We start from the raw sequence: 24361 nt of genomic DNA on the forward strand, positions 1-24361 counted from the left end.
CAGGAGCACATCCTGATGCACGAGCTGGGCCATCTCCTGTGCGGCCACGCGGGCTCCGGCGGGCTGGACGAGACGGTCTCCTCGGTGCTCATGCCCAACCTTCCGGTCGAACTCGTACGGCGGGTGCTGGGCCGCACGACCTACGCCCAACGGCAGGAGCAGGAGGCGGAGATGGTCGCTTCGCTGATCATGCACAAGGCCCGCCGCGGCGTGCCCGCCGGACCGGTGAGCAGCGAGCTGGAACGCCTGCGCTCGGCGTTCGGCCCCGGTGACTGAGCTTGATCTTTAACCTGTGCCCTCGATTGGCTCATTGTGAGCTGGCAGGTGGTTTTGGTGTTCGGTGGACAGCGGTACGGCCTTGGGGTGATCATGTGCGCTGTCGAGACGCTAACGATCAAACCCAAGGCCGTGAAGGTGAGTCTGCTGGATGACGCCGCCCGCGTCGGGTCCCTGACCGTGTTGTCCCGGTTCCGGACCGACATGTATGACTGCCTGACCGCTCGGGCGGATGCGCTGTTCGAGCTCACCGACGCGCTGCTGTGCGCCGATGGCGCGGTCAGATCTCTGGTCGATCTGACCCTGACGCCCGAGCATCGGCGCGGTCACGGCGCCCTCTACGACGCCTTGAACAGCGGCCGGATCGACGAGAGCCAACTGCGCGCCGTGCTGGCAGAGCTGCCGCTGCCCAGGAGCGCCGACGGGCGGATCGTGCTGGCGGTCGATGTCAGCCCCTGGCTGCGCTCGGACGCACCCACCTCGGCGGAGCGGCTGTTTTGCCATGTCTACGGCCGCGCCAAGAGTGCCTCCCAGCTGATCCCGGGCTGGCCGTACTCCTTCGTCGCGGCTTCGGATCCCGGCCGCACCTCGTGGACCGCCGTGCTGGACGCGGTCCGCCTGGGACCCGCCGACGACGCCACCGCGGTGACCGCCGAGCAGCTGCGCGCCGTCGTCGGCCGCCTGATCGCCGCCGGGCACTGGCAGAGCGGTGACGCGGACATCATGATCGTCATGGACGCCGGCTACGACGTCACCCGGCTGGCGTTCGTCCTGGCCGATCTCCCCGTGCATTTGCTGGGACGGATCCGCTCCGACCGCGTCCTGCTGCTGCCCAAACCGCCCCGCCTGCCGGGCACCCACGGTCGTCCGCTCAAACACGGCCCCGCCTTCGCCCTGAACAAGCCCGCCACCTGGCCGGAGCCGCAGCACACCACGACCACCGAAACCACCCGCTACGGCACAGCCATCGCCAGCAGTGGGACCGGCTGCACCCGCGGCTGACCCACCGCACCTGCTGGATCGACCACGAGGGCGACCTGCCCGTCATCGAGGGCACACTGATCCGCCTTGAGGTCGAGCACCTGCCCGGCGACCGCGATCCCCAGCCGGTGTGGCTGTGGTCCTCGGCCCCTGGCGCCACCGCCGCGGACGTCGACCGCTGCTGGCAGTCCTTCTTGCGCAGGTTCGATCTCGAGCACACCTTCCGGCTCTTCAAGCAGACTTTGGGCTGGACCCGGCCGAAGATCCGCACCCCGCAGGCCGCCGACCGCTGGACCTGGCTCATCATCGCCGCCCACGCCCAACTCCGCCTGGCTCGGCCACTGGCCGACGACCTACGCCGCCCCTGGGAGAAACCGGCTCCGCTGGGTCGGCTGACTCCCGCGCGGGTCCCTCGCGGGTTTCGCAACCTCCGGGCGAGGGTCGTCCTTCCGGCCGATGCGCCGAAACCCGGCAGGCCCGGTCCTGGACGCCCGTCCGGCTCCAAGAACCGCAGGCCGGCACCCCACTATGACGTCGGAAAAACCACCAAACGGGACCTCACCATGACCGCCCGACGACAACGCACAGGTTAAAGATCAAGATTAGACGGGATCCCGTCAACTTCTGTCCGGCCGTTCTTAACGGCACCCCTACTACCGGGACACCAATCTGCTGTGACCTGCGCGAACGCCCGTACTTTGCACTCTTCCGGGGCTTGGGGTGTCGGTAAGGCTGCCGCCGCCGGCCGCCATTTGCGAGCCAGAAGTGCCCAGTTGCCGGATGGCGACGGCATTTCGCCTTGTTCGCCGGTGTTCAGCGGGGTGTCTGCGTGCGTCTCCAGCCTCAAAGTGCCGCTTCTGCACAGGCTCGGCATTTCCCGTCACCCCTTCGGATCAAGGGGTTCACCAGCGGCAATGCCACAGATGGCGGCCGGTGGCGCCAGCCTTACCAACAGGCCGAGATGGCCGAGCACCGCGCCTTCAGCGCCGCGACGGGCATGCCGGTCTACTTCTGCAAGCCGCGCAGCCCTTGGCAGCGGGGCACCGACGAAACACCAACCGGCTGCTGCGCCAGTACCCAGCCAAGAACGCCGATCTGCGCGCCTTCACGCAAACAGACCTGGATGCCATCGCCGCCGAGCTCAACGACCGCCCTCGGAAGATCCACGGCTACCGCAGTCCAGCGGAGATCTACGCTGAGATCTTGAACAGCGGTGATGCGTTGATCCCTCGAGAGCGCCGAACTGGCCGACGCGTTGTGACGTTCGCAAGCTCCGTACCGGTGCTTCGCGTCAGGGGCACGCGCCGTACGGTGTGCTCTTGGAGCGAGACGTCCGCTCTGGTCACCACCGGTTCTCGGGCGCCCTTCACCTGCACGGACGTCGCCTCGACAAAGATCTTGCTCCGAGGTCCCCTCAGCTGATCCAAGGGACATGCCCCGGTCCTCCGGCCCGTTGTTGATCCCCCTTGCGGGGGAGCCGGCTGGTCCCCCGAGGGGAGGTTCCGGACCTGGGGCTGTGCCACGCTCAGCAGCATGATCTCGATGAAGTCTCTCAAGGCCATGTGGTTCGGAATCGCTGCGCTGGCTCCTTACATCCTGATGAAGACCTACTGGGCGTTCGGCGGGAACGCCGGTCGGCCGGCCGGTGATCTCGGCGCTGGGATGCGCGCCAACGGCGCGCCCGAGGCGCTGGTGTGGATGGAGCAGCACGGGATCGACTTCACCGTGCTGGGCGCCCTCGGCGGGGTGTTGCTGCTGGCGGCGCTGGCCCGGCCCTGGGGCGAGCGGCTGCCGCGCCGGGCGCTGCTCGTCCCGGGCTGGGCGGGCGCGCTGGTCCTCGCCCCCTACGGTTTCGCCACCTTGATCGCCTCGGCCGTCGGCTTCACGGTCGGCGACGCCGAAGGCTGGTCCCCTTGGGTCGGCTACGTGGGCGGACTCGCCTTCGCCGGCCTGGGCCTCTCACTCGCCCTCTGCACCCGCTCCTACCAGCGCCGTACCCGCCCCTCGGCCGTCCTCGCCCACTCCTGAGCATCTTCGCTCCGGCGGAAGCCGCGGACTGATCGCGTCCTTGGCCGCCGGCCTGGACCAGGCTGGCCGACCATCAGGAAAACTCCGGCTCTGGCGCGAACTGTGTGAGCGCTCACGGTGTGTAGCCAGGCGTTGTGGAGTGTACGGATTCGGAGCAGGTTGAGGAGCCTGGCCACCCTCGTTGAGGAGGCCTTCGCCCAGCCCCCCGACGCCGAGATCATCACCAGCTTCCCCTGGTCGGCGCCCGCATCCTGGCCGGGATCGGTGACGACCGGACCCGTTTCGCCGACGCTCGCGGCTTGAAGGCTTATGCCGGGTCGGCACCGGTCACCCGAGCCAGCGGCAAGTCACGACACATCATGACCCGCAAGGTGAAGAACGACCGCCTGGCCGCCGCCGGCTACATCTGGGCCTTCGCCGCATTACATCCTTCGCCGGGGGCGCGGGCGCACTACGACCGCCGCAGAACAGCCGACGACGCCCATACCGCAGCTCTGCGGCATCTGTTCAACCGGTTGATCGGCTGCCTCTACCGCTGCCTCCAAAAGCGCCGAACCTACGGCGAAGCGGCCCAAGGGCGCTCCGGCAGCAAGGGCGATCTGGCCGATGGCGAGTATGGCGAGCAGCATCAGGCCTGCGATCGCAAAGGCGGTCGTGGCTTGACGCTACCGAGGTTTTTGGATCAACAGGTGTCGCCGACGGGCTTCCTGGGAACGACCTCATGGCCCTGCACGGGGTCCCGGTAGCAATGCAGAAATTTTCAACGGAAACAGCGCTGACCTGCGGTGACTCCCTCCCTCTATGTCAGGGTCTCGGGTTCGCTTACGGTGTGGACCGTGAGCGGCTACGACGCGGTCCGACCAGGGTGGTGATCGGTTGCGCGCTGCTGCTTGGCGAACTTGCCGTGCCTGGCCGGTCTTCTCGATGGCTCTGCGCGGTGTGGTCTCGGAGAGTAGCGACGCCTTCCCATCCCTGGGGTCACCGCTCTCAACGCGGGACGATGCCCTCCAGCAGGATGTCGAGGTAGTGGCCGGCTTGAGGTGGACTTCCCGCGCGGGCCACGGCGGTGGTGAGTGCCATCAGCTCGGCCACGCCGATGTCACGCCGTATGTCTCCGGCGTCCTGTGCGGTGGCCAGCAAGGGGGTGGCGGCTTCCTGCACGGCACGGTGCCAGGCCACGATCTGCGGCGGCTCCACGTCGTCGGGGCCTCGGTAGGCGGCCATGAACGCCTCGCCGAGCACCCGGCTCTCGGTGATGTGGACGACCACGGCACGTAGCCACTCGAGCAGCGCCTCGCCGGACTGTGTCGACGCCGCCAGTTCGCCGGCGAGGTCACAGAGCGCCCGGATTCGCCGGTCATAGACGGCCTCGATCAGCTTCTCCCGGGTCGGAAAGTGCCGGTAGAGCGTGGCGTTCCCGACGCCGGCCGCCTTGGCGATGTCGTCGAGCGACGCATCGGCCCCGTCCGCGTTGAACGCGGTCTCGGCGGCTGCGAGGAGGCGATCGTAGTTACGTTGCGCGTCGGCTCGGCGCGGAGGTCGGGAAGCCATGCAGCACATCCTAGTTGCTAACCGGGGATATCTCCCCGTATCTTGACTCGAGAAACGGGGACCGTTCCCCGTTTATTGGGAAGGTGGAGGGATGACCGAAGTCATGGGACCGGCGGCCGTGGTGAGGGCGATCATCGCCGCTCGGGAGGACGACGACCTGGAGACGAGCCTGCGCTTCGTCGCCCCCGACTCACTCGACCAGGGCGTGCGGGTCACCCGGGAGGACTGGCGGCGCAAATGGGAGCACATGCGGGCAGGCTGCCCCGACATGGAGGTGATCACGGAGCACAGTGTGGAGAAAGGCGAATGGGTCTCCAATCGCTACACGATCCGCGGCACCCACACGGGGGACTTCTTCGGTCAGCCTCCCACCGGGGAGCGCTTCGAGATCCGGGGCATGGACATGGTCCGGGTGCGTGACGGTCAGCTCGTCGAGCACTGGGCCTTCGCCGAACCGCTCCCGCACGACCGGTAAGACCACCGCCGGCCTCAAGGTGCGCAGGCGGCGCCGAGACGGCCCATGCCCGCTTCGGTGTCGGCCGCGCGTGTAGAGGGCGATCTTCAGAGCTCGCCTGTCTGCGTCGTCACCGGGTTCCGTGCATCGTGGTCACGCAACATGCGCAGGACGGTGGCGGGGGAGGGGGCCGGCCGACACCCGCAGCCCGGAGCTGTTCGGCGAGTTCGGCCAGGGCCAGGCCGCGACCTAGCCGCTTGTGCTCGTGGACGACCAGGGTGACCACGATGCCGGAGACGCATCTCGCCGGCCAGGGCCACGGCCCGCTCGAGCTCGGGCCGGCGGGTGGTACGGATGGAGATCCTCTCGGAGAAGATCCGGCTCACCCCGGCGGCCTTGCGGGAGTCGAGCCGGGTGTCCAGCGACCGGCGGAGTGTCGAGGCGCGGGCGTAACCGATCCTGGCATGCCCACGCCACTCCTCTCAGTTCGCCGTGATCTGATGATCAAGAAGTTTCCGGCAGGCCGGAGGCCCGGATCTCGGCGGAGCCGGGCCTCGCGGGTCCGGTCAGGGGGCGTCGGCCCGGGCTTTGACGGGTACGGCTTCGCGGTAGCCGTCCTTCTCCCTGGCGGCGACGAGCTTGGCCGCCTCGCGGGCCGCGCGGGCCGGGTCGCCGTACCGTCTGTTGCGTATGGCACCGGCCGCGCCGATCTTTCCGGAGCGGGTGGAGACCAGGCCGAACGTCTCGTCGTACAGGAGCTCCCAGAACCTGGGGGTCTTGCCTTGCTCCCTCAGCTCGAAGTAGCGGCGCTGTAGGTCCGGGTTCAACCGCTGGCCGTGGTAGAGCTGCGCCACCACGGGTGCGGCCTCCTCGATCGCGTCGGCGAAGACGTCGAGGAAGCGCGTCGCCAGCATCCAGGACAGAGATCTCTCCCACCAGAAACTGCGTGGATCGTAGTCGGCATGGGTGAAGACCCGGCCCTCCTTGGCCTCCCAGTCGGCGAGCACGGTGGAGATGACAGGGCCGTCGAGCGTCTCGACCAGCACGTCCAGCGCGCTCATCAGCGGCCGGGCGGCGTCGGCCTCGGCAGGAGCCAGCTCTCGAAGGAAGTCCTCTCCCAGCTGTCGCGCGGCCGGCCGGCGGGACAGCACCTGCGACGGCGCCAGGACCCGCATTCCCGCCCCGCCCACGGACCAGCGGGCGTGGCCGATCTCGCGCCAGAAGGCGCGCAACACCTCGGGGATCGGGTGCCGGCGCTCGGCCTCGTAGGCGGCGATCTCGTCGTCGGAGACGCCCGAGCCCACCTCGACCTCGATCGAGCCGATCAGGTCACCGTAGCCGTGGCTCCCCAGGTAATCGACGATCTCGGTGAGCGCCCGGGCGTGCCAGGCCGCGTCGCTGGGGTCGTCCCGGATCCGGTCCCTGATCCATTCCCGCACGGTCATGTCCTCGGGTCGGCGTTGGTTGTCCTGCCACTCCAGGCAGGTCAGGCCCGCGTCGCGGTCCCGTTGCGCCTCCAGCTCCCACCGTTCGTGTGCGGCGACCGCCTCCGCCTCGGTGGCGAAACGAGGGCCGCCGCCGATCCTCCGGTCGAACACTCGGCGATAGTCGCTTGAGTTGTTCGGGCCGGCGGGGTCGGGCGTGTGGAAGGTGCGCAGGACCGCGCCCTTGCCCGGCACGTACCAGGGACTCGTCTCGGTCATGCCGGCCGCGGCGACGCTGCTCTTCACGCGGGCGAACGCGTCGGCCGCCGCGTCGACGCCGGGGAAGGAGAGGCCGAGACCGTCGAGCGAGCTGTTGTTCCGGCCCCACACGTAGGTCAGCCGGTCGCCATAGCGGATGACCTCGACGAATTCGTGTGCCCGGCGGTCCCAGAACAGCGCGCGCTCGGACAGTTCGGTCACGCCATCGAGGAACGCCCGCATTCGGCCGTAACCGATCGCCCGGGGCTCGAAAGGGAGGCCGGTGATCTCGTATCCGTCGAAGGCGTGCACCGCCCCGTCGATGTCGAGGAACCAGACCTCCCCGGTCGTCGTGTCATGCAGCAGCCGTCGTCGGACGGTCGTACCGGCCAGGATGCCGAGTTTCTTGTCGGAGATCTTCAGCCGTGGCGTGCCCTGGACGCGGGCGGCCGCGCCTTTCTCGACGAGGCGGCGGCGCTTGTCGTCCGCGGCTCCGGACAGGACCGCCTCCAGCTGTCTGGCCAGCTCCTCCGTCTCCAGCGGGTTGTCCCACCGGGTGGCGCGCGCGTGCTCGTCGGGCTGCAAGGGCGGTTCCGCGACGGAGGAGGCGAGGGCGTGTGCGGCGCGGACCAGGTCGTATGCCTCCGCGGTCAGGGCCGCCTCGATCCCGACGATGAGGGCGTACTTGAAGAAGCGGCGGGAAAGCTCCTCGGCCGGCACCGGCCAGCCGACCAGCTCCTGGAGCAGGTCCACCTTCGGCGGCCCCTGCTTCACGAAGTCGGCCAGGGCGTACGCGTAGCAGCCCGCGCCCATTCCGTCCCGCCGCTCGCGCACCATGGTCAGCGCCTCGCGGTGGACCTCGGCGGAGAAGACGCCGCCGATCGCGTTGCCCATCCGCCAGAACTCGCGCCGCTCGGTGAGGAGCCGCTCGATCAGCGCAGTCCGTGACCGGGGCGTCCCCATGTTGCCGACCGCGGAGTAGAGGTTCGCCACCAGGTCCTTGAGGAGGTCGTCCTCGGTCTGGCCGCGGTCGAAGACCTTCCCGCCCTTCTCCATGGAATCGGCGAAGCGCCTGCCGTACTCGTTGAGCGCCTCGATCAGGAAGTCCTCGGCGCCCGCGTGGGCGAAGCGGTAAAGCTGATGCCCGGCGGTGTTGCGGGCGAGGATGACCGGATGCGTGAGCTGGGTGGCGATCATCGCCCTGGCCACCCGCACCGCCTGCTCGTCCGAGAGCCGGGGCAGGACGTAGGTCTCCTCGCTGAACGGGTCGAACAGCTCGCTCCACAGTGAATCGATGGTCGTATGGCCGGCGGGCAGCTCTGCCAGGCGCATCAGCTCGTCGAAGATCTCCGGCTCGTGCGCGAACGGTGCGAGTGCCGTGAGGACCTCCTTCTTCATCTGCTTGACCGTGTAGGTCGCCATGAAGTCGGCGTCGTCGGGTTCGGCGGCGTGCTCCAGCACCCGCAGCATGACGCGGACGAGAGGGTGGCCGGGGGAGGTGATCTCACCGGCGATGTCGGTGAGCACCTGCTGGTGGGACTGGAGCGGCAGAGCCTCGAAACCCCGGGCGGCGAGTTCCCCCCGGTCGGGGTCGTCACCCGCGAGGACGGCGCGGATCGCCCACGAGCTCACCTCGGCCGCGTATTCGTCCACGTCCGCACGGTGCAGGACGCGGCGCGCGACCGCCTGTGCCAACGCCGGGTCGGCGGTCCTCGCGATGATCGCCGAGTGGTCGTCCGGCGTCGCCGCCAGTTCTTGCAGGATCGGTGCGGACGCCTCCGCCAGCGCCAGCGCCCGCTCCATTTCGTCGGCGGGCATCAGGAACTCGCGCCCGGCCAGTCCCTGAGCGTGCTGGAGTATGGCGAGGACGCGCCGATGGTACGGATCCTTGTCCAGCAGGAAACCGATCACCGTCTCCAGTGCGTCCAGGTCGCGGACCAGCGAATGGACCTGCCACAACGTCGCCAGCACCCACGGCCAGGTCTCGCCGGTGGTGGTCGCCGTCCGCGCGAACCCGTCGGCATGGGGGCTGGCCTCCATCCCGGCGCGCCGGTCGAGCAGGGCGCGCAGCGCCGCGGAGCCGGGCGTCGCATCCATCCGTGTCGCCGCCGCGGCGACCTCGGCGTCCGTCAACGTGCCCTCCTCCAGGCCGTCGCAGACGAGCACGAACTTCATCAGCGACCTCGCCCGGGGCTCGACCTCCATGGAGACCAGCGCGGTGCGCGCACTTTCCGTCTCGGGTGCGTCGTCGCCGGTGTACAGGAGCGCGAGCGAGCGGCGCGTCCTGAAGCCCGGCACGATCGTCACATCCCCGTCCAGCGGCAGCGACCCGAAAGCCGCCGCGAACGCGTCGACGAGCGGCGTACGGCACGGCGCCTGCCCGATCGCCGCGAGCACCCGTGCCCGCTGCGGCTCCATCGCCAGCAGCGACGTGTGCAGCAGCCAGTAGATCGCCAGATGCGGGTCCCCGGCCAGCAGCGGCAACTCCGCCAGCAGGCTCTTCTCCGCGGCCTCATCTGTCGGCCAGACGGCGCGGAAATGCCCGATCGCGCTCCGTGTCAGCTCGTCGTCGTCCTGGGTCACCCGGCCCTGATGGTCGCGCAGCGGTTGCGCGAGCAGCCAGACCAGCCACTGGTACCTCGTGGCCAGCGCAGGCGTGCCGGGCGCCTCGCCGGGCCGGGCCGCCGGTCGTTCCTCGGTCCGGAAGGCGTCGCGAAGCTCGTCCTCGTCGCCGCCTCTGTCCACTTCCTCCTTGAAGGCACGCCAGTCGTCCAGCGAGTCGAAGTGGAGGTAGAGCTCGCGGGTCTCGTGGTCCTGCCACCACACCCGCCCGTCCCCGCGGACGTCCAGCAGCGTGTAGTTGTCGCCCTCGTCATCAAGGACGAAGAAACCCGCGAGCGTCTTGTCGATCGCCCCGAAGTACGAATAGTTGCTCCCGAGATGCGCCTTGACGAGATCGTCGGCAAACGGGTCGGTCAGGTGCTCCACCGACGCCGCGGCCGTCTCCGGCGTGATCGGCAGCCCGTAGAACCGGCTGATCGGGTCATGCTCGTCCATCGACTATTCCTTTTACTCCTGTGCCAACGGAGGCCGAACCGCTTCTCCGCCTCTGCGGCACTGATGACGCGATGCCGGGGCGGTGAGGTCCGGTGTTGTTCATGCCGCGGATGCTAGAGCCTGCGCCGGACATTCCCGTGATCCCGCTCACCGGTCAGGTACGGCACGGGCCCGCCGGTCCGGCGGTGGAGCGCTTCGCCGGCCGATGGAGCCGGGGGACGGCGGGGACGGCACGGCGGATGGGGCAGCCTGACCTGGTCCAGGGAGGAGTTTCGCGAGGCATTCGCGCGGGCGCGCGCACGAGGAACCCGGCGGAGGGTTTCGCCAGGATCCTTCGCGCGCACGCGATGCCCACGATGACTCACGACCGGGGCGGGCTTTCGCGACACCCTTACGCGCGCACACGCGAGCGTTCGCCTCAGCTGCCGGGGATCAGGTCGATCACGATGGTGCGGCGCACGCCGGCCTCCATCAGGGCCTGGCTGTGGTGCTGGCCGTTGATGTAGGAGGTTCGCCGGCCCCCAGCGAAACCGTGAGCTGGATCCCGACACCGGGAGACAGCACCCGGGCACCCGGGCACCCGGGCACCCGGGTACGCGGGGCGCTGTGCCGGGCCAAGCTGCGCCTGATCAAGCAGACGCTTGTCGGCGACCTGAGGAAAGGGAGGATGTCGGTCACCACGTGGACTGACGCACCGCCGGAACGGACACCGGGCGGCCCGGTGGAGAACCTCGGCCGCAGGAGAGTTCGGAGCGGGCCACCGCCCGGATCGCAGCCGAATGCGGTGGCCTGCAGGAGGCGGTGAAGGGGCCGATGGATCCGATCGCGGCCGACGTCTGGGCCTTCGACGAGACCTTCGAGCATGTCCTACTGGTGAAGCACCGCTGGCGTGGCTGGGTCCCGCCGGGCGGGAGGGTGGAGCCTGGGGAAACGCCACGCGACGCGGCGTGCCGGGAGCTGGCCGAGGAGACCGGCGTCCTGGCTGAGGTGCTGGATGTGCCGGCGGCGGTGGTCGTCCGGTCCTACCGTTTCGATTGGGCGCCCACGCTCGGCCTGTCCTACGCGGCCATCGTTGACCGTTCGCTTCCACTGGCCGCGGAAAGCCGCCAGCCTGCGGCGTGGATCCCGCTGGATCACGATTGGGTGGGTGCCTTCCCGGAAGACCGGCCCCGCATCCGCGCCTACGCCGGGTTGAGCCGCACGTGGCCGGATACCGCCCGCTTGAGCACGGGCCAAGATCATTGAGATCCTCCCAACGCGGGTGCGACATTAGTTGGTTCGGCCGGTGATCAGGTGAGGTCCGAGCCGGCCGACATACAGCAGGCCGGTGTTGTGGGTGTCGTCGAGGAAGCGCAGGCGCGGCGCCGGCGTCCTGGCTCCATCGAGTTTGACGTGGGCGGCGAACACCGCACGACATCCTCGCCCGGGAGTCCGACTGCGTTGAGGCGCGTGACCTTCTTTCATCCCGACGTGGGCATGATCGGTAAAGTGGGCGCCATGGGCGTTCTCGTCGACTATTTCACAGCGGACTCTGAGCAGGCCGCCCGATCGGCCCTGTCCGGAGGGCCGGGGGCCGCGAACCTGCCGTACATCGACTGCAAGGGGTGGCTCGACGAGCTCGACACGCTGGCCGCGGAGCTCAGCGGACGCGACCTCAGCGAGTTCGGGGACAGCCAGGCCGTTGTGGACGACGGCGAATCGGCGAGCGTGGACCGGGTGGCACCCGAGACCATCGCCGCACTCGCCGCCGTGGACGACGCACGGCTGCGCGAGTACGCCGAGGAGGAACTACTCGACGAGTTCGAGCTCGAACGCGTCATGGCCCTGCGAGACCTGGCCCGCGAGGCGGTACGGCTCAACCAGGGGATGTATCGCTGGACATGCGCCTGAACGCCTCGAACAGCTCCTCGCGGAGCGCGGGCGGAAGCTTCCGGCCCATGTCCAAAGGGCTCACCAGCGCCTGATCGTCGTTCTGCTCCAGGGCCCTGTCCGCGAGGAACTTCAGGCTGAAGCCGGCCTCCTCCCGGTGACGTGCCTCCGGCCAGTGCTCCACCAGGGGGAGCACCGCCTCCACCCGTTCGCTGATCCGGTCGAGGAGCGCGTAGCCGGGCAGTCCAGGCAGGCGCTGGGCCTGGAGGTCGATGTGGTGGAAGGCGACGTAGTCGAGCTCCGCGCCGGTGAAGTCGTTGCCGGTGAAGTCATTGCGGTCTCTGCCCAGCGCGGCCTGGTGGTCGGTCGGACAGCCCCAGAAGTTGATGTTCCGCACGCGGCCGCGGAAGACGCAGTCGACGAACTCGGCTTCGAACGTGATTGTCTGGTCCCTCAGGCGAGAGCGGTCGAACACGCACCTTTCAAACCGGACGTTACCGAAGAAGGTGAAAGGCGCGAAGCGGGTGCGCCGGAACACGCAATCACGGAAGATCGACTGCGGCCAGCTGGCTCTGTCCCAGCGCCCTCCCATGTGGGTGGTGCTCATCGAAAGTTGTTCGAAGACGGTGCCGGAGAAGTCGCAGCTTTCGAACGCGCTACTGTGAATGTTGAAGCTGGCGAACCGTGTTCCGGAGAAGTCCACGTTCACCAGCCGTGCCCGGTCGAAGGTCACGCTGGACACTCCAGCGGGCAGATCGAACCGCTGGTGGCGAAGCTCTCCGCGAGCGATCCACACAGGTGACCACTCTTCCGGGCCCGCCTGGAGGCTGAACCGCTCGAACGCGCTCACGTCGGCCGCCTGCTGCGGCTGGGACCAGGACGCGTGTCCCAAAAGCGTCTCACCGCAGCGAGAAGACCAGCTGCGGTGGCCTCCCCTGAGAGTACGAGATCATGCATGCACGGAGTCTCGCAGCCCGATCCGACAAACAGCCAGTCGAGTCGATACATGGGGTCGATGCTCTTGCGCCCGGTGCGACCGCCAGGCAACCACGGGCCGATGACGCGCCTCAAGCCGGCGCCGGGGGCAGCGCCGCGTTCGCCGCCTACCTTCAGCTGGTCGACTCGGACGACCGGGATACCGCCATTCGATTCCGTCCGTCCGATGACCTGGATCCGCGGATTCTCGCGTGGGTCGGCAGCAAGACCGCCGAAGGAAGTCAGGAGCTGACGCTGGGGGATCTGAAGGCCATCCAACGCCGCTGAGCACCGTCCCGGGCACCGTGCGGCCCCGTGGGCTCGGGACCGCACGCACGTATCCTCGGTGGGCGGGCTGGTCGGTCTGGGGCGGGTCCTGTGTAGCTCGGCTCTCCTCATTTCTCGATTGCTCGTCGCCGCTCCGCCGGCGGCTGAGCATCCTTCTGACGCGGTGGAGAGCGCATGCGCGAACGCCTGACCGGAGCCGTGGAGCTGCTTGGCGGCAACTCCCGCTACCGGCGGTACTTTCTGGCCCGGTCCGCCTCCGTCGCCGGGACGACCGTGGCCCCGCTGGGCCTGGCCTTCGCCGTGCTGCAGGCCGGGGGCGGCCCGGCGGATGTGAGCCTCGTCCTGGCCGCCGGTCCCGTGATCTTCCTGCTGGTCATGCCCGTGGCGGGTGTCGCCGCCGACCGGTTTCCCCGGCAGGTGATCATTGTTGCCTGCCAGGCCGTCAGCGGCCTCACCCAGACGGCCGCCGCTGTCGTGATCCTCACCGGCACGGCCGACACCGGGACGCTCGCCGGGCCGGCGTTGCTGACCGGGGCCGCGGGCGCCTTCTTCCAGCCCGCGATGAAGGGATTGTTGCCGCAGCTCGTCGACGGCCCCATGCTGGCCCACGCCAACGCGCTGCTGCAGCTGGCGGGCAACGTCGTCGCGATCGGTGGACCTGCCCTGGCCGGGCTCGTCGTCGCGGGGATCGGGCCGGGGTGGGTGCTGGCCTTCGACGCCCTCAGTTTCGGCGTCTCCGCCGCGATCTTCTTGACCTTACGGCTCCCGCCCGCCTCCCGCCTGCATCCCCGGCGGAGGGTCGTCGCCGACCTCATTGAGGGCTGGTCGGCCTTCACCTGCCGCCGCTGGCTATGGGTGCTCACCGTCCAAGGAGCGCTGACGGCGGGCTGCTGGGCGGCCGGCGTCAGCGTGCTCGGCCCCGTCTACGCTGATCGCTCCCTGGGCGGGGCCGTGGGCTGGGGGGTGGTCAGCTCCGCCGTCGGCGTCGGCCTCGCCGCCGGATCGGTGGCCTCGCTGCTGCTGCGCCCGGCCAGGGTCGGTCTCATCGTCTGCGGAGCCGCGCTCGTCGAGGCGCTGCTGCTGGCCGCGATGGCCGCCGGCCGGCCACTGCCGCTGATCGCCGTCGCCGGCGCGTTCACGGGCGCCGGCGGCACCATGCAGCTCATTGCCTGGACCTCCTATATCCAAGAGCATGTCCCCGACGAATACCTCAGCCGGGTCCTGTCCCTCACCGCGCTGATCGGCACGCTGCTGGTGCCGGTGTTCTACGCCCTGGCCGGGCCGGCCGCCGAGGCGTTCGGCATCCGGCCGGTCCTGTGGGCCTGTGCCGCCATCGTCGTCGGAGCCGCCGCCGTATCGATCTCCATTACGGAGGTCCGGCAGCTTTCGACCCGGCAGAAGGCCACACTGGAGGGGCACCTTCCCGACCTACATCCACAGAACGCCCCAGCGTCCGGCGCTCGGCACCTGCCACCGGCGAATTCACCGACAACCCCGGACGGGTTTGACTAGTGCTTCGTTCCTTAAAACAGGTAGGTAAAACGACGTCGACGGCGGCGAGGCTCGGGAGTTGGACGGCCCCAGATCGAGGGACGGGCGCGGGCGTTGAGCTGCGCGGTCGCCACGGTGGTGGCGTAGGCGATCTCGCTGGGGTCGGCGAAGGCCTGCCCGGCCAGGGCCTGGCGGCGGAAGATGCGCCACCATGCCTCTTGCAGGTTGAGCCGGCAGGCGCCCTTGGGGATGAACACCTGCTGGATCCGCGGATGCCCGGTGAGCCATTCGCAGGTGGAGACGCTGTCGTGGCTGGACAGGTTGTCGGTGATCACCGCGATCGTGCCCATCGGGTTGCTCTTTTCCAGCAGGGCCAGGAAACGCTGCCAGTCGGCGCTGTTGTGCGAGGCGGCGGTCATGGTGACCGCCTGGCCGTCGGCGATGCGCAGGCCGCCGTAGACCCAGGTCTTCTCCGGGCCACGGCTGTATTCCAGAGCGGCTTTGATCCGCCGACCGTCGGGGCTCCAGCCGGGCGCGGGGTCGAAGGTCCGCGGAAGGACGGGGCCGAGCTCATCGGCGGCCACGACTGTCACTCCTGGCGGCGGGCAGGTGTAGAGGGCAACAATCCGGGTTCTTCTGGGGCGAAGTCCGGGTCATGGCTGGTGGCCCAGGAGCGGGTGTGGCGCCAACGCACGCCCTCGGCCAGCAGGATCCGCCGCACCTGCGAGCGCGCCACCTCGATGCCGAGGGCACGGGCGGCTTCGGTCAGGGTGTCCAGCGTCCAGGCCGCTGGCCCGGACTCGTCGATGTCCGCGCGGAACTTCCCTGCCTGGGCGGTGACTTTGTGGGTGCGGGCCACTGCGAGCACATAGCCGGTGGCGCGTTCCTCCAGGGCGGCCCGCAGCTTCGGGTTGCCGCCGTAAACCTCGTCGCCGGCCACCCAGGAGGCGTGGTGGCCTGCGTCCAGGAAGCGGGCGATCATGCGGGCGGCCAGTTCGGGCTTGGTCGCGAACGCGGTGTCCGGGTCGAATCCGGCCGCCTGGCAGCGGCCTGGCTGGCCGGTCCATGAGCGCGGGATGTACAGCTCGCGGTCCACCGCGGCATGACCGCGCCGGCCTGCGTAGACCAGGTAGACGGCGACTCGGGAGTTCTCGACCCTGCCGGCGGTGCCGGTGTACTGGCGCTGGACCCCGACCGTGTGCACGCCCTTCTTCACGTCCCCGGTCTCGTCGACCACCAGGATCGCCTGCTCATCGTGCAGATGCTCCACGACATACGCGCGCAGATCGTCGCGGACCGCATTGGTATCCCACTTGGCTCGGCTCAGCAGATGCTGCATGCCGTCCCCGGCCCACTCGGCGATAGTCCAGCAGTTCTTCCGAGGCAGGTCCGAGAGCAGACCGAGCACCAACGACCGTATCCGGCGGCGGGGTTCGAACCGGGCGAACCGGCCTGCGATCCGGTCCATCAGGGCCTCGAACGCCTCCTGCCAGCGAACAGGGTCTACGCTGTGACCTGCGGCCACCGTGTGATCGTTTGTCTTCACACACCGATGATCAACGACGGTGGCCACACCCACGTCCACACAAGTCCCACCAGCAAAATCGAGCTGCTCAGTCCGTCCCCTGTTCCACCTCGCGAGTGCACGCGAATCCGAGAACGCCCTTCGTCAGCAGAAGGGGCCAGGACGGAGCGATTCGATCCAGGATGCGAAGTCCACGGACTCGACCTCGAAGCCCTCAGGGCCCAGATCGCCCAGGTCTGACGAGAACACGGCGGAGTACGGATCATCGGCACGCAGGAGAAACCCGCGGCCACCACTGTCGTCGCCGATGAGGACGAAACCCGGTGCGTACTGCGTGACGTCGTAGGTGGTGTTGCGTTCGCCGATGCACCCAGCTGAGTACACGGTCACACCAGCATCAGTCATCAGACCGTCCATCACCTTCCACAAAGCCACCAGCGGAGCTGGAAGGCTCAGCTCGATTTCGGCCCGAGCGCGCGCCACATCAGCCGACACGGCCGCCGTCGACCCAGGAACCGACTCTGCCATGTCGACGTCACTCCTCCGCCCTCCCGGACTCGCAGCTCCGGGAATCCGAAGCAGCCTCGGCTGCCACAACAAGCATGAGAATGGACACTGCCACCAGGCCCGCTCCCAGGCAAGCCACTCCCACCGCCAGTAGGCCCGGAACTCCTATAGCTCCGGCCAGCCGCCACTCGGTTGATCAGTGAGTACGGCGACGGGGCGCCAGCACCTCGGTGACCTTGGCGATGGCTTCGGCACCGGGTTTGCCGTAGCGCATGGCGGTGCGGGGGTTCTTGTGCCGGGTCTTGCCCATGATGAGCTGCAGCGGGACCTCGGCTTCGCCGAGGTGGGTGGCGGCGCTGTGGCGCAACTGGTGCAGATCGAGGCCGGCGTGCTTCTCCAGCAGGACGCGGGCACGGTCGTAGCCGAGGCGGGCACGGCTGGGCGGGGCAGGCTCTTGGGCACCTTGACCGTGTCGATGCGGTCCATCGGGTTGGCGGTCAGGAGGTCATGACGGACCGCCCACTTGGCGAAGGAGGCGACGGCGGCGCGCTTGCGCTTGCGGCTGGCCGGCGACAGGTCGGCGAGCTCGGCGAGGAACGCGCGAACCGGCGCGGCGGACAATGCGCCGAGTTCTTCGCCGTGGTGGGCGGCGAAGGCGATCAGGTCGCCGCGGTAGGCGCGCCGGGTGTGCGCGGAGGCGCCGGCGTTGGCCAGGTCGGTGAGGAAGTCGTCCAGGTGCCGGGCGAGCGGGTGGGAGTGGCCGAGCTGCTCGGCGATGACCGGATCCACCGTGCCGACCTCCACCATCCGCCAGGTTGCCAGATAACCGGGAGACGAAGCCTGCGCGCCGGGCGACGGCCGGCCCAGCTCGCGCTATGCCGGTGATCGCTATCTTGCCAGATAACAAAAGTTATCTAAGAACTGGTCGTGCCCCACGCCTCTCTGGGCGATAGAACGGAACCTGGCGTAACCACGTCTGGAAACCGCGATAGCAGGGGTTCACTGAACTGCGGGAATGCTGTTAACGTCGGATTCCGTTCCGAATCTCTTCCCGGCATATACGCACGCGGCCTGCCCATCGCTCCTGCTTCGGCGGTGCCGCACCGTGCGGGGAGGGGCGGCCGTCGTTGCGCGGTTCTGGCCGGGGCCAGCCTGCGCTCGACCAGCTCCTCGGTGTGTCTGCGGACGGTTGTGACGCCGCGTAGACCGACCACCGCACGGTCCCGGCCACGGAGCCGGAACCGTGCGCGGAAGTGGTGCTACCCGAACTGATGCAGCCAGGCATCCAACTCGTCCATCACCGGCTCTGAGCTACTTCCGTGGTCGATCAGGACTGCTGCTGGGTGATGTTGACCATCCAGGTGATACCGAACCGGTCCACGAGCGAGCCGGCCTCGTCACCCCACAACTGCTTCTCCAAGGGCAACGTCACGGTGCCGCCGGCGGACAGCCTCTTGAAGTAGCCGCGGAGTGCGGCGTCGTCGCCGCCGAGGAAGACCGCAAGGTTGTTGCCCGGGGTGTGAGGCGTCTCTTCCCGGACGTCCCAACCCATCAGCGTGTAGCCGTCCGGGGTGCGGAGCGTGGCATGCATGATTCGGTCGGCGGGTACGTCCGGCGAGCCGAAATCGGCGTACGTGCCCATCTCCAGCTTGCCGCCCAAGACGTCCCGGTAGAACTCCATCGCCTGCCGTGCGTTCCCGTTGAAAGCGAGGCACGGGTTGAGTTGAGACCCCATCCGATGCTCCTTTGTGTGGGTGAATTGCGAACGGCCAGGACCGCAGCAGCCGGTACCGAAGGCCATCCGAACCTGGCAGTGCTTGACCGCCTAGGTTCGGCCCCCGGAACTGCTTGCGCGCCCAGACCCGTATGGAGTGACCGCTCAGGGTGTCTGAGGGATCACTCCGTTAAGCCTCCCAACGAATCTCGACATCCTGTGTCGTGTATTCCCGTGCAGTTCGGGGGCGCAGGGCGGCGAAGTCGGCGTGCGCGGCCGCGACGGCCTCAGGGTAGGCCTGCTGCTTGTCGTATCCGGCCAGGGCCCTGCCTCCCCGCAGCTCGCGCCCTACCTCTCCGGCGGAGAGGTAGGGCCGCTGAGGGCCAAGCGGCGCTCACGACGCAGCTGTACTGTCCCGTATGGGGTCATGTTCGTGGTGAACAACGGAGTCAGGCCGCGCCGGTCGACGTCGGTGAGCACGTCGGCCCACTCCGGCTCGGCGACGGTGTCTTGAATCATCAACGTGTTGATGTACCCGAGGCTGCTCTGCAAGATCATGAGGCAGAGCATGGCCAGCTCCTGCTCCTCACGCCGGTTGGAGGCCAGCTCGCCGCGCTTGCCGAACCGGATGTAGTCGTTGACCCCGTTGTAGTTCTCCACCACGTTCAGCCCGGACTCGGTCTCATGCGGCAGATCCCTGTCGCGCAGCCACCGCGCCAGAAAGATCGTTCTTTGGGCGCAGCCGACCTCCAGCATCGCCGAGTAGGCCGGGTGGGTGGTCTCACCCTGGAAGCGCCGCAGCAGCGCCTCGGTGGAGGCGGTGCCCTGCCGGATCGCGGTACCGTACTTGATCATCAGGTCGTAGTTGTTCTCGATGATCTCCGGCCGGATCGGCCGGGTCAACGCCGGGCGCAGCAGCGGATAGGCATAGCGGTCGGTGCGGCCGGGCAGGTACAGCTTCATCACGTTGATCTGCTTGAACCGGGCCACCAGGTCGAAGTTCAGCAACCGGGTGATGCCGAACCCGATCAGTGAAGCTCCGTGCGAGTCGACGTAGTTGGTCTCCACGTTCATGTTCGTCTCGTGCCGCATCGCGCCCTCGACCATTGCGTGCACCTCCGAGGCCGAGCAGGTCAGGTGCTGGCTGTAAATGGCCATCGCGCCCGCCGTCTCGACCGTCCAGTAGATCAACACCCCGCGTTTGGCCCGCTTATACCGCGAGTGGTACTCGGTGAAGATGTTCTGGTCGAAGGACGAGAAGTGGGTGGAGTCGGAGGCCACCGCGGTGGTGCCCTCGCCCCACAGCCAGGACTGGCGGGCGGCGAAGGTGGCGTTGGCGATCGTCTTGGCCACCTGCCGCGCTCCGGGCACCGACAGGAACCAGCGGCGGCTGTAGCGCAGGTCCTCCTCGCTGTAGGGGTGCTCGCCGGCGGCCACCGACCGGATCCCGGCGCCGATGCCCAGGGCGTAGATGACCAGCAGCATCCGTTCGAAGAACTCGGCCGGCTCCATGCCCATCCGGGTGCCGGCCGGGATCAGCGCGTCCAGGCAGCCGGTGCGCAGCGCGGTTTCGGTGAGCATGTCCAGCAGCGGCACCACGCCCCACCGCGAGCGCACCGCGGCCTTGAGCTTGCGCAGGTTGCGCGGCTCGGGCAGCGCCTCCAGCGGCGAACGCCGACAGTTCGACGTCCATCTCCTCCAGCAGCTCGGCGGTGAAGATTTTCGCCTGCAAGGGTTTGCGCAGCCGGGCGTAGTGCTCCTCCCGCTTGTCCTCAAAATCGGCCGGCAGGTCCAGGTCGGGGTTGCGCCACTTGTAGCACCGTGCCCCCAGATCTCCTTGCAGCGCAGCTTCTCGCGCAGGGTCTGGAACACCCCGCACTCGTACACGCTGCGCAAGATCCGCCGCCGCCCGTTCTTGTCGGTGCGGTACATCAGCTCGGCCAGCTCCGCCGGAACGATGCCGTCCACCGGCACCGTCTCGCCGGTGGCGTAGTACTTGGTGCGGTGGGTGGTCTCGGCCTTGTACCACTTGATCAGCGCGAGCGCGGTCATCATCGGCGCGTGCACGGTGTTGGTCGAGCCGAACTCCAGCGCCTCCAGGATCTGGATCAGCCCGGCCCGGTAGTGGTTGGTGTAGGAGGCCTTGAACACGCGCTGCCGATGCTGGCGGTAGGTGCTGCCCTTGTGGGTGTACTCGTGCCACAACGCCACCAGCGTGTCCACCCCGCCCGGCACCACCGGGTAAATCGCCTCGCTCACCGTCTCCTGCGGCGCCTCCAGCGCGGCCTGGGTCATCTTGAACAGGATGTTCTCCTTGCCCGAGACTCGTTTCAGCTCGGCGACGAACTCCTCGGTCACCTTGGTGTCGGCGCGCGCGTTGATCCGCTGCACGGTGGTCATCAGCAGGTCGGTCAGCGCGTCGATGATCTCCCGGCGGCGGCAGTGCAGATAGGCCGCCAGCAGCGTCACCCGCAACTCGTGACCATGCCGGCGCAGATGGCTGGGCGAGGACACCGCGACGCGCGCCCGCCAGGACAGCAGAACGCCGGGGGCGATGTCGTCGAAGACGTCCTGCGGCAGCCCGATCGCCTCGATGGCGCCGAGCTTGAACACCTCCTTCTCCATCGTGGTGACGCTCACGTTGCCGGGGTCCTGCCGGATCGCCGCGAACACGTCCACGCCCTCAGCCTCCGTCGAGACCTCCTCACCGCCGTCCCCGATCTCACCACCGGCCTGTGAATCCCGATCTTCTGTCTCGGCGCCGTCCTCGCCGCGGCGCGCGATCAGGGTGAACATGCGCTCGGCCACGTCGTCCGAAGCAGGCGGGGCAGCAGGTGGGCGGTGCCGCGGTCCCAGTACACCCATTCGATCGCGCCGCCTTTGGAACGGACGGGGGCGCGCCGGTGCTCCAGGTCGAGGTCTTCGACGTTGAGCGCCAGGATCTCCGCGGCTCGGGCAGCGGTCTCGTACAGCATTCGCCACAGCGTCTTCTCCCGCAGGGGGATGTCGCGGCGTGACAGCAGCCGGTGGATCGTGGTCTTGGCGACCGCACGGGTCTCGTCGGCGCTCTCCTTGCGGCGCTCGGCGTCGGCCGGGACCGAGGGCGCCGCCCAGTGCTTCTTGGCGTGACACCAGAGCAGCCAGGAGGCGACCGCGGCGCGGTTGCGGTTCCAGGTCGCCGGCGCGCTCGCCCCCCACAACTCGGCGAGCGCGGTTCCGATCTCGGCGTCGGCCACTTCGGCCAGCGGCCGGTCACGGCCGAGCCGGGTGATGACGCGGTCGATGGCCGAGGCATAGGCGCGGCGGGTGTTCGGGTTGGCCGTGCGCGGGATGGCCAGAAAGGCGTCGGCGGCCGCGGCGAGACTGACGTGCCCTCCGCGCAGCGCGGCGACCTTCGACGCCGCGCTCATGCCGGCCGCGCGACTTCTGTTGTGATGTACCCGATAACGTGCCGGAGTCGCGCACCGTCCCGGCGAGGGCTTCTCCTGGCCGCCGCGCCGCCGTGATCGCTCAGGTACGTGATAATAGATCATTACCACGCACATTCACCGAGGCGGCCCGACCTGGATAAGACCCTACGGAGGATCACCTCATGGTGATCAAGCGCGTCGCCGCGCGCAGCGGGGCGTCGGTAAGACCGAACCACCCTGCTACACGCGATCAAGCCGGCTTATGTCAACGGCGTCGTTGCCGGGTTGGGTCCAGGTCGTTCTGGTCCGAGTAGGCGAGTTGGGCCGTGAGCTCAGTCAGCGGGGCGGGGCGACCATACCTGTGCCATCAGGACGGCGCCCGCGCCGAACAGGGCCACGCCGAGAGGGACGTGGACGGCGAGGTCGCCGCTCGAACCGACCACGAACTGGACGCCGATCAGCACCATCAGGAACGCGCTGACGGCCAGATACCGCGCCGATCCGTGGCCCGTCCGCCATACCAGGAACGCGGCAATGATCTGCAGGAGCATCGCGACCGAGACGATGCCACCTGTGGCATGGTGCAACTGGCGGCCAGCGCCGCCGGACAGGAGCTGTCCGGCGGTGATCCCCTGCACCAGCAGCGCGGCGGCCAGGAACACCGTGCCCGCCTTCATCAGGCCAAAGAATCGGGTGGGTGCGGTGCCGGCTTCCGGCGGCTGTGGGCTCACCAGGTCACCCGCAGCGTGTGCACGCCGTACACGAGGCTGAAGGTGCGGAAGTCGGCCTGCTCGTGTGGCTCTGCCAGGGCGAGGCCGGGGAAGTGGCGCAGTAGTGCGGGGAAGGCGATGCGCATCTCCATCCGGGCCAGCGGCGCCCCGAGGCAGTGGTGCACGCCGTGGCCGAAGGCGACGTGGCCGGCGGCTCCCCGGGTGATGTCGAGGGTCTCGGGATCGTCGATGAAGGCAGGGTCGCGGTTGGCGGCGGGAAGCGAAAAGATCACCAGCGAGCCTGCGGGGATGGCGTGCCCGGCGATCTCCACGTCCGTCGTGGTCGTGCGCGGCGGCAGCGACTGCACGATGGACAGCCAGCGCAGCAGCTCCTCGACGGCGGGCTCGATCTGGGCCGGATCCTCGCGGATCATCGCCAGCTGGTCCGGGTGCCGCAGCAGGGCCAGGGTGCCCAGGCCGAGCATGTTCGAGGTGGTCTCGTGTCCGGCCAGTAGCAGCAGGCTCGCGATGCCGATCAGCTCATCGGTACGGAGATCGTGGCCGTGCTCGCGCACCAGCATGCCGAGCGTGTCCTCGCCCGGATCAGCCTGGGCGCCGGCGACCAGGTCGGCCATGTATGCGCGATCTTCCCGCTGCGCCGCGACGCGCTGGTCCATCGGCAAGGAGGTGTCCAGCATGCGCACGGAACGCTCCTGGAACTCCTCGCGGTCGGCCTGCGGCACGCCCAGCAGCTCGCAGATCACCAGCGATGGCACCGGCAGCGCGAAGTGCTTCACCAGATCGGCCGGCTTGCCGGCCCGCTCCAGATCGTCGAGAGCCGCCTGGACGATCTCGGTGATTCGCGGCTCGAGCCTGCGCATCCGCCGTAGCGTGAACTCCGGGGTGAGCATCCGGCGCAACCGCGTGTGCTTGGGTGGGTCGAATCCGATCAGTTGCCCGGCCTGCATCGTGGCCCGTTCGTCGGCGTTCATTCGCTCGGATCCCGGGAACGGTGTCAGGGCGCTGCTGAACCGGGCCGGATCAGCCAGCACCTGGCGAACGTCCTCCTGGCGGCAGATCAGGTACGCGGGCATGCCGAACGGTGTCTCCATTCGCACCACACCCTCGCCGTCGCGGGCCCGGGCCAGTTCCTGGACCGGGTTGAGCCCGTTCCGCCGCATGTGCAACGGCAATTCCAGCGCTTCTGTCATCATCTGTCCTTTCGTTCGGTGATGGTGCGGGTCTTGGCCAGCAGGTCGATGACCTCGGCGGTGGAGCCGCGCTCGCCGAGGAGTGGGAAGATCCGTTCCATGCTGTGGCGATGCGTCTCCGCGTCTCGGTCGGCGATGGCGTCCGTCACCAGCGTGACGTGGTATCCGTGTTCGTAGGCGGCGCGGGCGGTGGACTCCACGCCGATGCTGGTGACGAGCCCGGCCAGCACCAGTTGTGTGACGCCGCGGCGGCGCAGCCGCAGGTCCAGGTCGGTGCCGTGGAAGGCACTCCAGGTGCGCTTGGTCACGGTGATGTCGCCGGGGTGGCCGGTCAGGTCATCGACGATGACGTCCCAGCCCACGGGCAGGGGGCCAGGCGGGCGCGGGATCTCGGTGCGTCCTGGCGCGGCATCTGATCCGTCCGCGCCGGCCGCGAGCCGGACCAGGACAACCGGTGCACCGTGGTGGTGAAAGGCGTCAGCCAGTTCGACCGCACGGGCCACCACCTCAGAGCCGGTGTAGGGGGTGGTGGGGAGGCCGGCGACGAGGTTCTGCAGGTCGATGAGGACCAGTGCGGTCGTTGTGTCCATCGTGGTAACAGGCATGAGCGTGCCTCCTTCTGATGAGTCCGG

21 protein-coding genes and 5 pseudogenes are annotated in these 24361 nt (G+C 68.7%); 10 read left to right on the forward strand and 16 right to left on the reverse strand.

Annotated features, from left to right (window positions below):
- From ACZ6R6_RS41080 to ACZ6R6_RS41100, 5 genes and pseudogenes are all read left to right on the forward strand, one after another.
- Positions 1-276 (forward strand): annotated as a pseudogene (locus tag ACZ6R6_RS41080) (ImmA/IrrE family metallo-endopeptidase); the annotation flags it as partial.
- A gap of 138 nt (positions 277-414) precedes the next feature.
- Positions 415-1278 carry a transposase gene (locus ACZ6R6_RS41085; protein ID WP_470102351.1) on the forward strand — a complete coding sequence of 288 codons (864 nt, stop codon included), beginning with the start codon at positions 415-417 and terminating at the stop codon, positions 1276-1278.
- Positions 1279-2215: 937 nt separating this feature from the next.
- A pseudogene (locus tag ACZ6R6_RS41090) lies at positions 2216-2487 on the forward strand (IS30 family transposase); the annotation flags it as partial.
- A 312-nt stretch (positions 2488-2799) separates the two neighbouring features.
- A complete protein-coding gene (locus tag ACZ6R6_RS41095; protein WP_470102352.1) occupies positions 2800-3285 on the forward strand; it encodes a hypothetical protein in 486 nt (161 codons plus the stop codon).
- 168 nt (positions 3286-3453) lie between these two features.
- Positions 3454-3851, forward strand: a pseudogene (locus ACZ6R6_RS41100) (transposase); the annotation flags it as partial.
- A gap of 421 nt (positions 3852-4272) precedes the next feature.
- On the opposite strand, the gene ACZ6R6_RS41105 reads toward ACZ6R6_RS41100, so the two are convergent.
- Positions 4273-4836 carry a TetR/AcrR family transcriptional regulator gene (locus tag ACZ6R6_RS41105; protein ID WP_470102353.1) on the reverse strand — a complete coding sequence of 188 codons (564 nt, stop codon included), beginning with the start codon at positions 4834-4836 and terminating at the stop codon, positions 4273-4275.
- Positions 4837-4927: 91 nt separating this feature from the next.
- On the opposite strand from ACZ6R6_RS41105, the gene ACZ6R6_RS41110 reads away from it, so the two are divergent.
- Positions 4928-5311, forward strand: coding sequence for an ester cyclase (locus ACZ6R6_RS41110; protein WP_470102354.1), 384 nt, complete (start codon positions 4928-4930; stop codon positions 5309-5311).
- A 545-nt stretch (positions 5312-5856) separates the two neighbouring features.
- On the opposite strand, the gene ACZ6R6_RS41115 is transcribed toward ACZ6R6_RS41110, so the two are convergent.
- A complete protein-coding gene (locus ACZ6R6_RS41115; RefSeq protein ID WP_470102355.1) occupies positions 5857-10029 on the reverse strand; it encodes a WGR domain-containing protein in 4173 nt (1390 codons plus the stop codon).
- Between the two features lie 813 nt (positions 10030-10842).
- On the opposite strand from ACZ6R6_RS41115, the gene ACZ6R6_RS41120 reads away from it, so the two are divergent.
- A complete protein-coding gene (locus ACZ6R6_RS41120; protein WP_470102356.1) occupies positions 10843-11274 on the forward strand; it encodes an NUDIX hydrolase in 432 nt (143 codons plus the stop codon).
- A gap of 24 nt (positions 11275-11298) precedes the next feature.
- On the opposite strand, the gene ACZ6R6_RS41125 is transcribed toward ACZ6R6_RS41120, so the two are convergent.
- Positions 11299-11436, reverse strand: coding sequence for a hypothetical protein (locus ACZ6R6_RS41125; protein WP_470102357.1), 138 nt, complete (start codon positions 11434-11436; stop codon positions 11299-11301).
- 90 nt (positions 11437-11526) lie between these two features.
- Between ACZ6R6_RS41125 and ACZ6R6_RS41130 the strand changes: the two genes are divergently transcribed.
- A complete protein-coding gene (locus ACZ6R6_RS41130; RefSeq protein WP_470102358.1) occupies positions 11527-11919 on the forward strand; it encodes a hypothetical protein in 393 nt (130 codons plus the stop codon).
- On the opposite strand, the gene ACZ6R6_RS41135 is transcribed toward ACZ6R6_RS41130, so the two are convergent.
- Positions 11885-12790 carry a pentapeptide repeat-containing protein gene (locus tag ACZ6R6_RS41135; RefSeq protein WP_470102359.1) on the reverse strand — a complete coding sequence of 302 codons (906 nt, stop codon included), beginning with the start codon at positions 12788-12790 and terminating at the stop codon, positions 11885-11887. The genes ACZ6R6_RS41130 and ACZ6R6_RS41135 overlap by 35 nt on opposite strands.
- A 59-nt stretch (positions 12791-12849) precedes the next feature.
- On the opposite strand from ACZ6R6_RS41135, the gene ACZ6R6_RS41140 reads away from it, so the two are divergent.
- Both ACZ6R6_RS41140 and ACZ6R6_RS41145 read left to right on the forward strand, forming a co-directional pair.
- Positions 12850-13161 carry a hypothetical protein gene (locus tag ACZ6R6_RS41140; protein ID WP_470102360.1) on the forward strand — a complete coding sequence of 104 codons (312 nt, stop codon included), beginning with the start codon at positions 12850-12852 and terminating at the stop codon, positions 13159-13161.
- A 174-nt stretch (positions 13162-13335) separates the two neighbouring features.
- Entirely contained in the window at positions 13336-14673 is a 1338-nt protein-coding gene (locus tag ACZ6R6_RS41145) for an MFS transporter (RefSeq protein WP_470102361.1), read from the forward strand.
- A gap of 11 nt (positions 14674-14684) precedes the next feature.
- Here the strand turns inward: ACZ6R6_RS41145 and ACZ6R6_RS41150 are convergent, their stop codons facing one another.
- The 12 genes and pseudogenes from ACZ6R6_RS41150 to ACZ6R6_RS41205 all read right to left on the reverse strand — a co-directional run bounded on the left by ACZ6R6_RS41150 (position 14685) and on the right by ACZ6R6_RS41205 (position 24334).
- Positions 14685-15236 (reverse strand): transposase, encoded by a 552-nt coding sequence (locus ACZ6R6_RS41150; RefSeq protein WP_470102362.1) that lies wholly within the window; start codon positions 15234-15236, stop codon positions 14685-14687.
- 5 nt (positions 15237-15241) lie between these two features.
- Positions 15242-16177 (reverse strand): IS701 family transposase, encoded by a 936-nt coding sequence (locus ACZ6R6_RS41155; protein ID WP_470102406.1) that lies wholly within the window; start codon positions 16175-16177, stop codon positions 15242-15244.
- Between the two features lie 144 nt (positions 16178-16321).
- On the reverse strand, positions 16322-16705 hold the full coding sequence (locus ACZ6R6_RS41160; protein WP_470102363.1) for a hypothetical protein: 384 nt from the start codon (positions 16703-16705) through the stop codon (positions 16322-16324).
- A gap of 175 nt (positions 16706-16880) precedes the next feature.
- Entirely contained in the window at positions 16881-17087 is a 207-nt protein-coding gene (locus ACZ6R6_RS41165) for a tyrosine-type recombinase/integrase (RefSeq protein ID WP_470102407.1), read from the reverse strand.
- A 167-nt stretch (positions 17088-17254) separates the two neighbouring features.
- Positions 17255-17491 (reverse strand): annotated as a pseudogene (locus ACZ6R6_RS41170) (site-specific integrase); the annotation flags it as partial.
- A gap of 107 nt (positions 17492-17598) precedes the next feature.
- Positions 17599-17928: pseudogene (locus ACZ6R6_RS41175) on the reverse strand (hypothetical protein); the annotation flags it as partial.
- Between the two features lie 83 nt (positions 17929-18011).
- The gene (locus ACZ6R6_RS41180; RefSeq protein WP_470102364.1) at positions 18012-18419 is read right to left on the reverse strand and encodes a VOC family protein; all 408 of its coding nucleotides are present in this window, start codon (positions 18417-18419) and stop codon (positions 18012-18014) included.
- A gap of 327 nt (positions 18420-18746) precedes the next feature.
- Positions 18747-21206: a Tn3 family transposase gene (locus ACZ6R6_RS41185; protein ID WP_470102365.1), complete on the reverse strand. Its 2460-nt coding sequence runs from the start codon at positions 21204-21206 to the stop codon at positions 18747-18749.
- On the reverse strand, positions 21182-21808 hold the full coding sequence (locus tag ACZ6R6_RS41190; RefSeq protein ID WP_470102366.1) for a tyrosine-type recombinase/integrase: 627 nt from the start codon (positions 21806-21808) through the stop codon (positions 21182-21184). Before ACZ6R6_RS41190 ends, ACZ6R6_RS41185 begins: the two co-directional genes overlap by 25 nt.
- Before the next feature lie 332 nt (positions 21809-22140).
- Positions 22141-22485 carry a hypothetical protein gene (locus tag ACZ6R6_RS41195; RefSeq protein ID WP_470102367.1) on the reverse strand — a complete coding sequence of 115 codons (345 nt, stop codon included), beginning with the start codon at positions 22483-22485 and terminating at the stop codon, positions 22141-22143.
- 50 nt (positions 22486-22535) lie between these two features.
- Entirely contained in the window at positions 22536-23732 is a 1197-nt protein-coding gene (locus ACZ6R6_RS41200) for a cytochrome P450 (protein ID WP_470102368.1), read from the reverse strand.
- On the reverse strand, positions 23729-24334 hold the full coding sequence (locus ACZ6R6_RS41205; protein ID WP_470102369.1) for an isochorismatase family protein: 606 nt from the start codon (positions 24332-24334) through the stop codon (positions 23729-23731). The genes ACZ6R6_RS41200 and ACZ6R6_RS41205 overlap by 4 nt, the downstream gene beginning before the upstream one ends.
- Positions 24335-24361 lie beyond the last annotated feature (27 nt).

The sequence above is a fragment of the Streptosporangium sp. NPDC048886 genome (assembly GCF_055586905.1).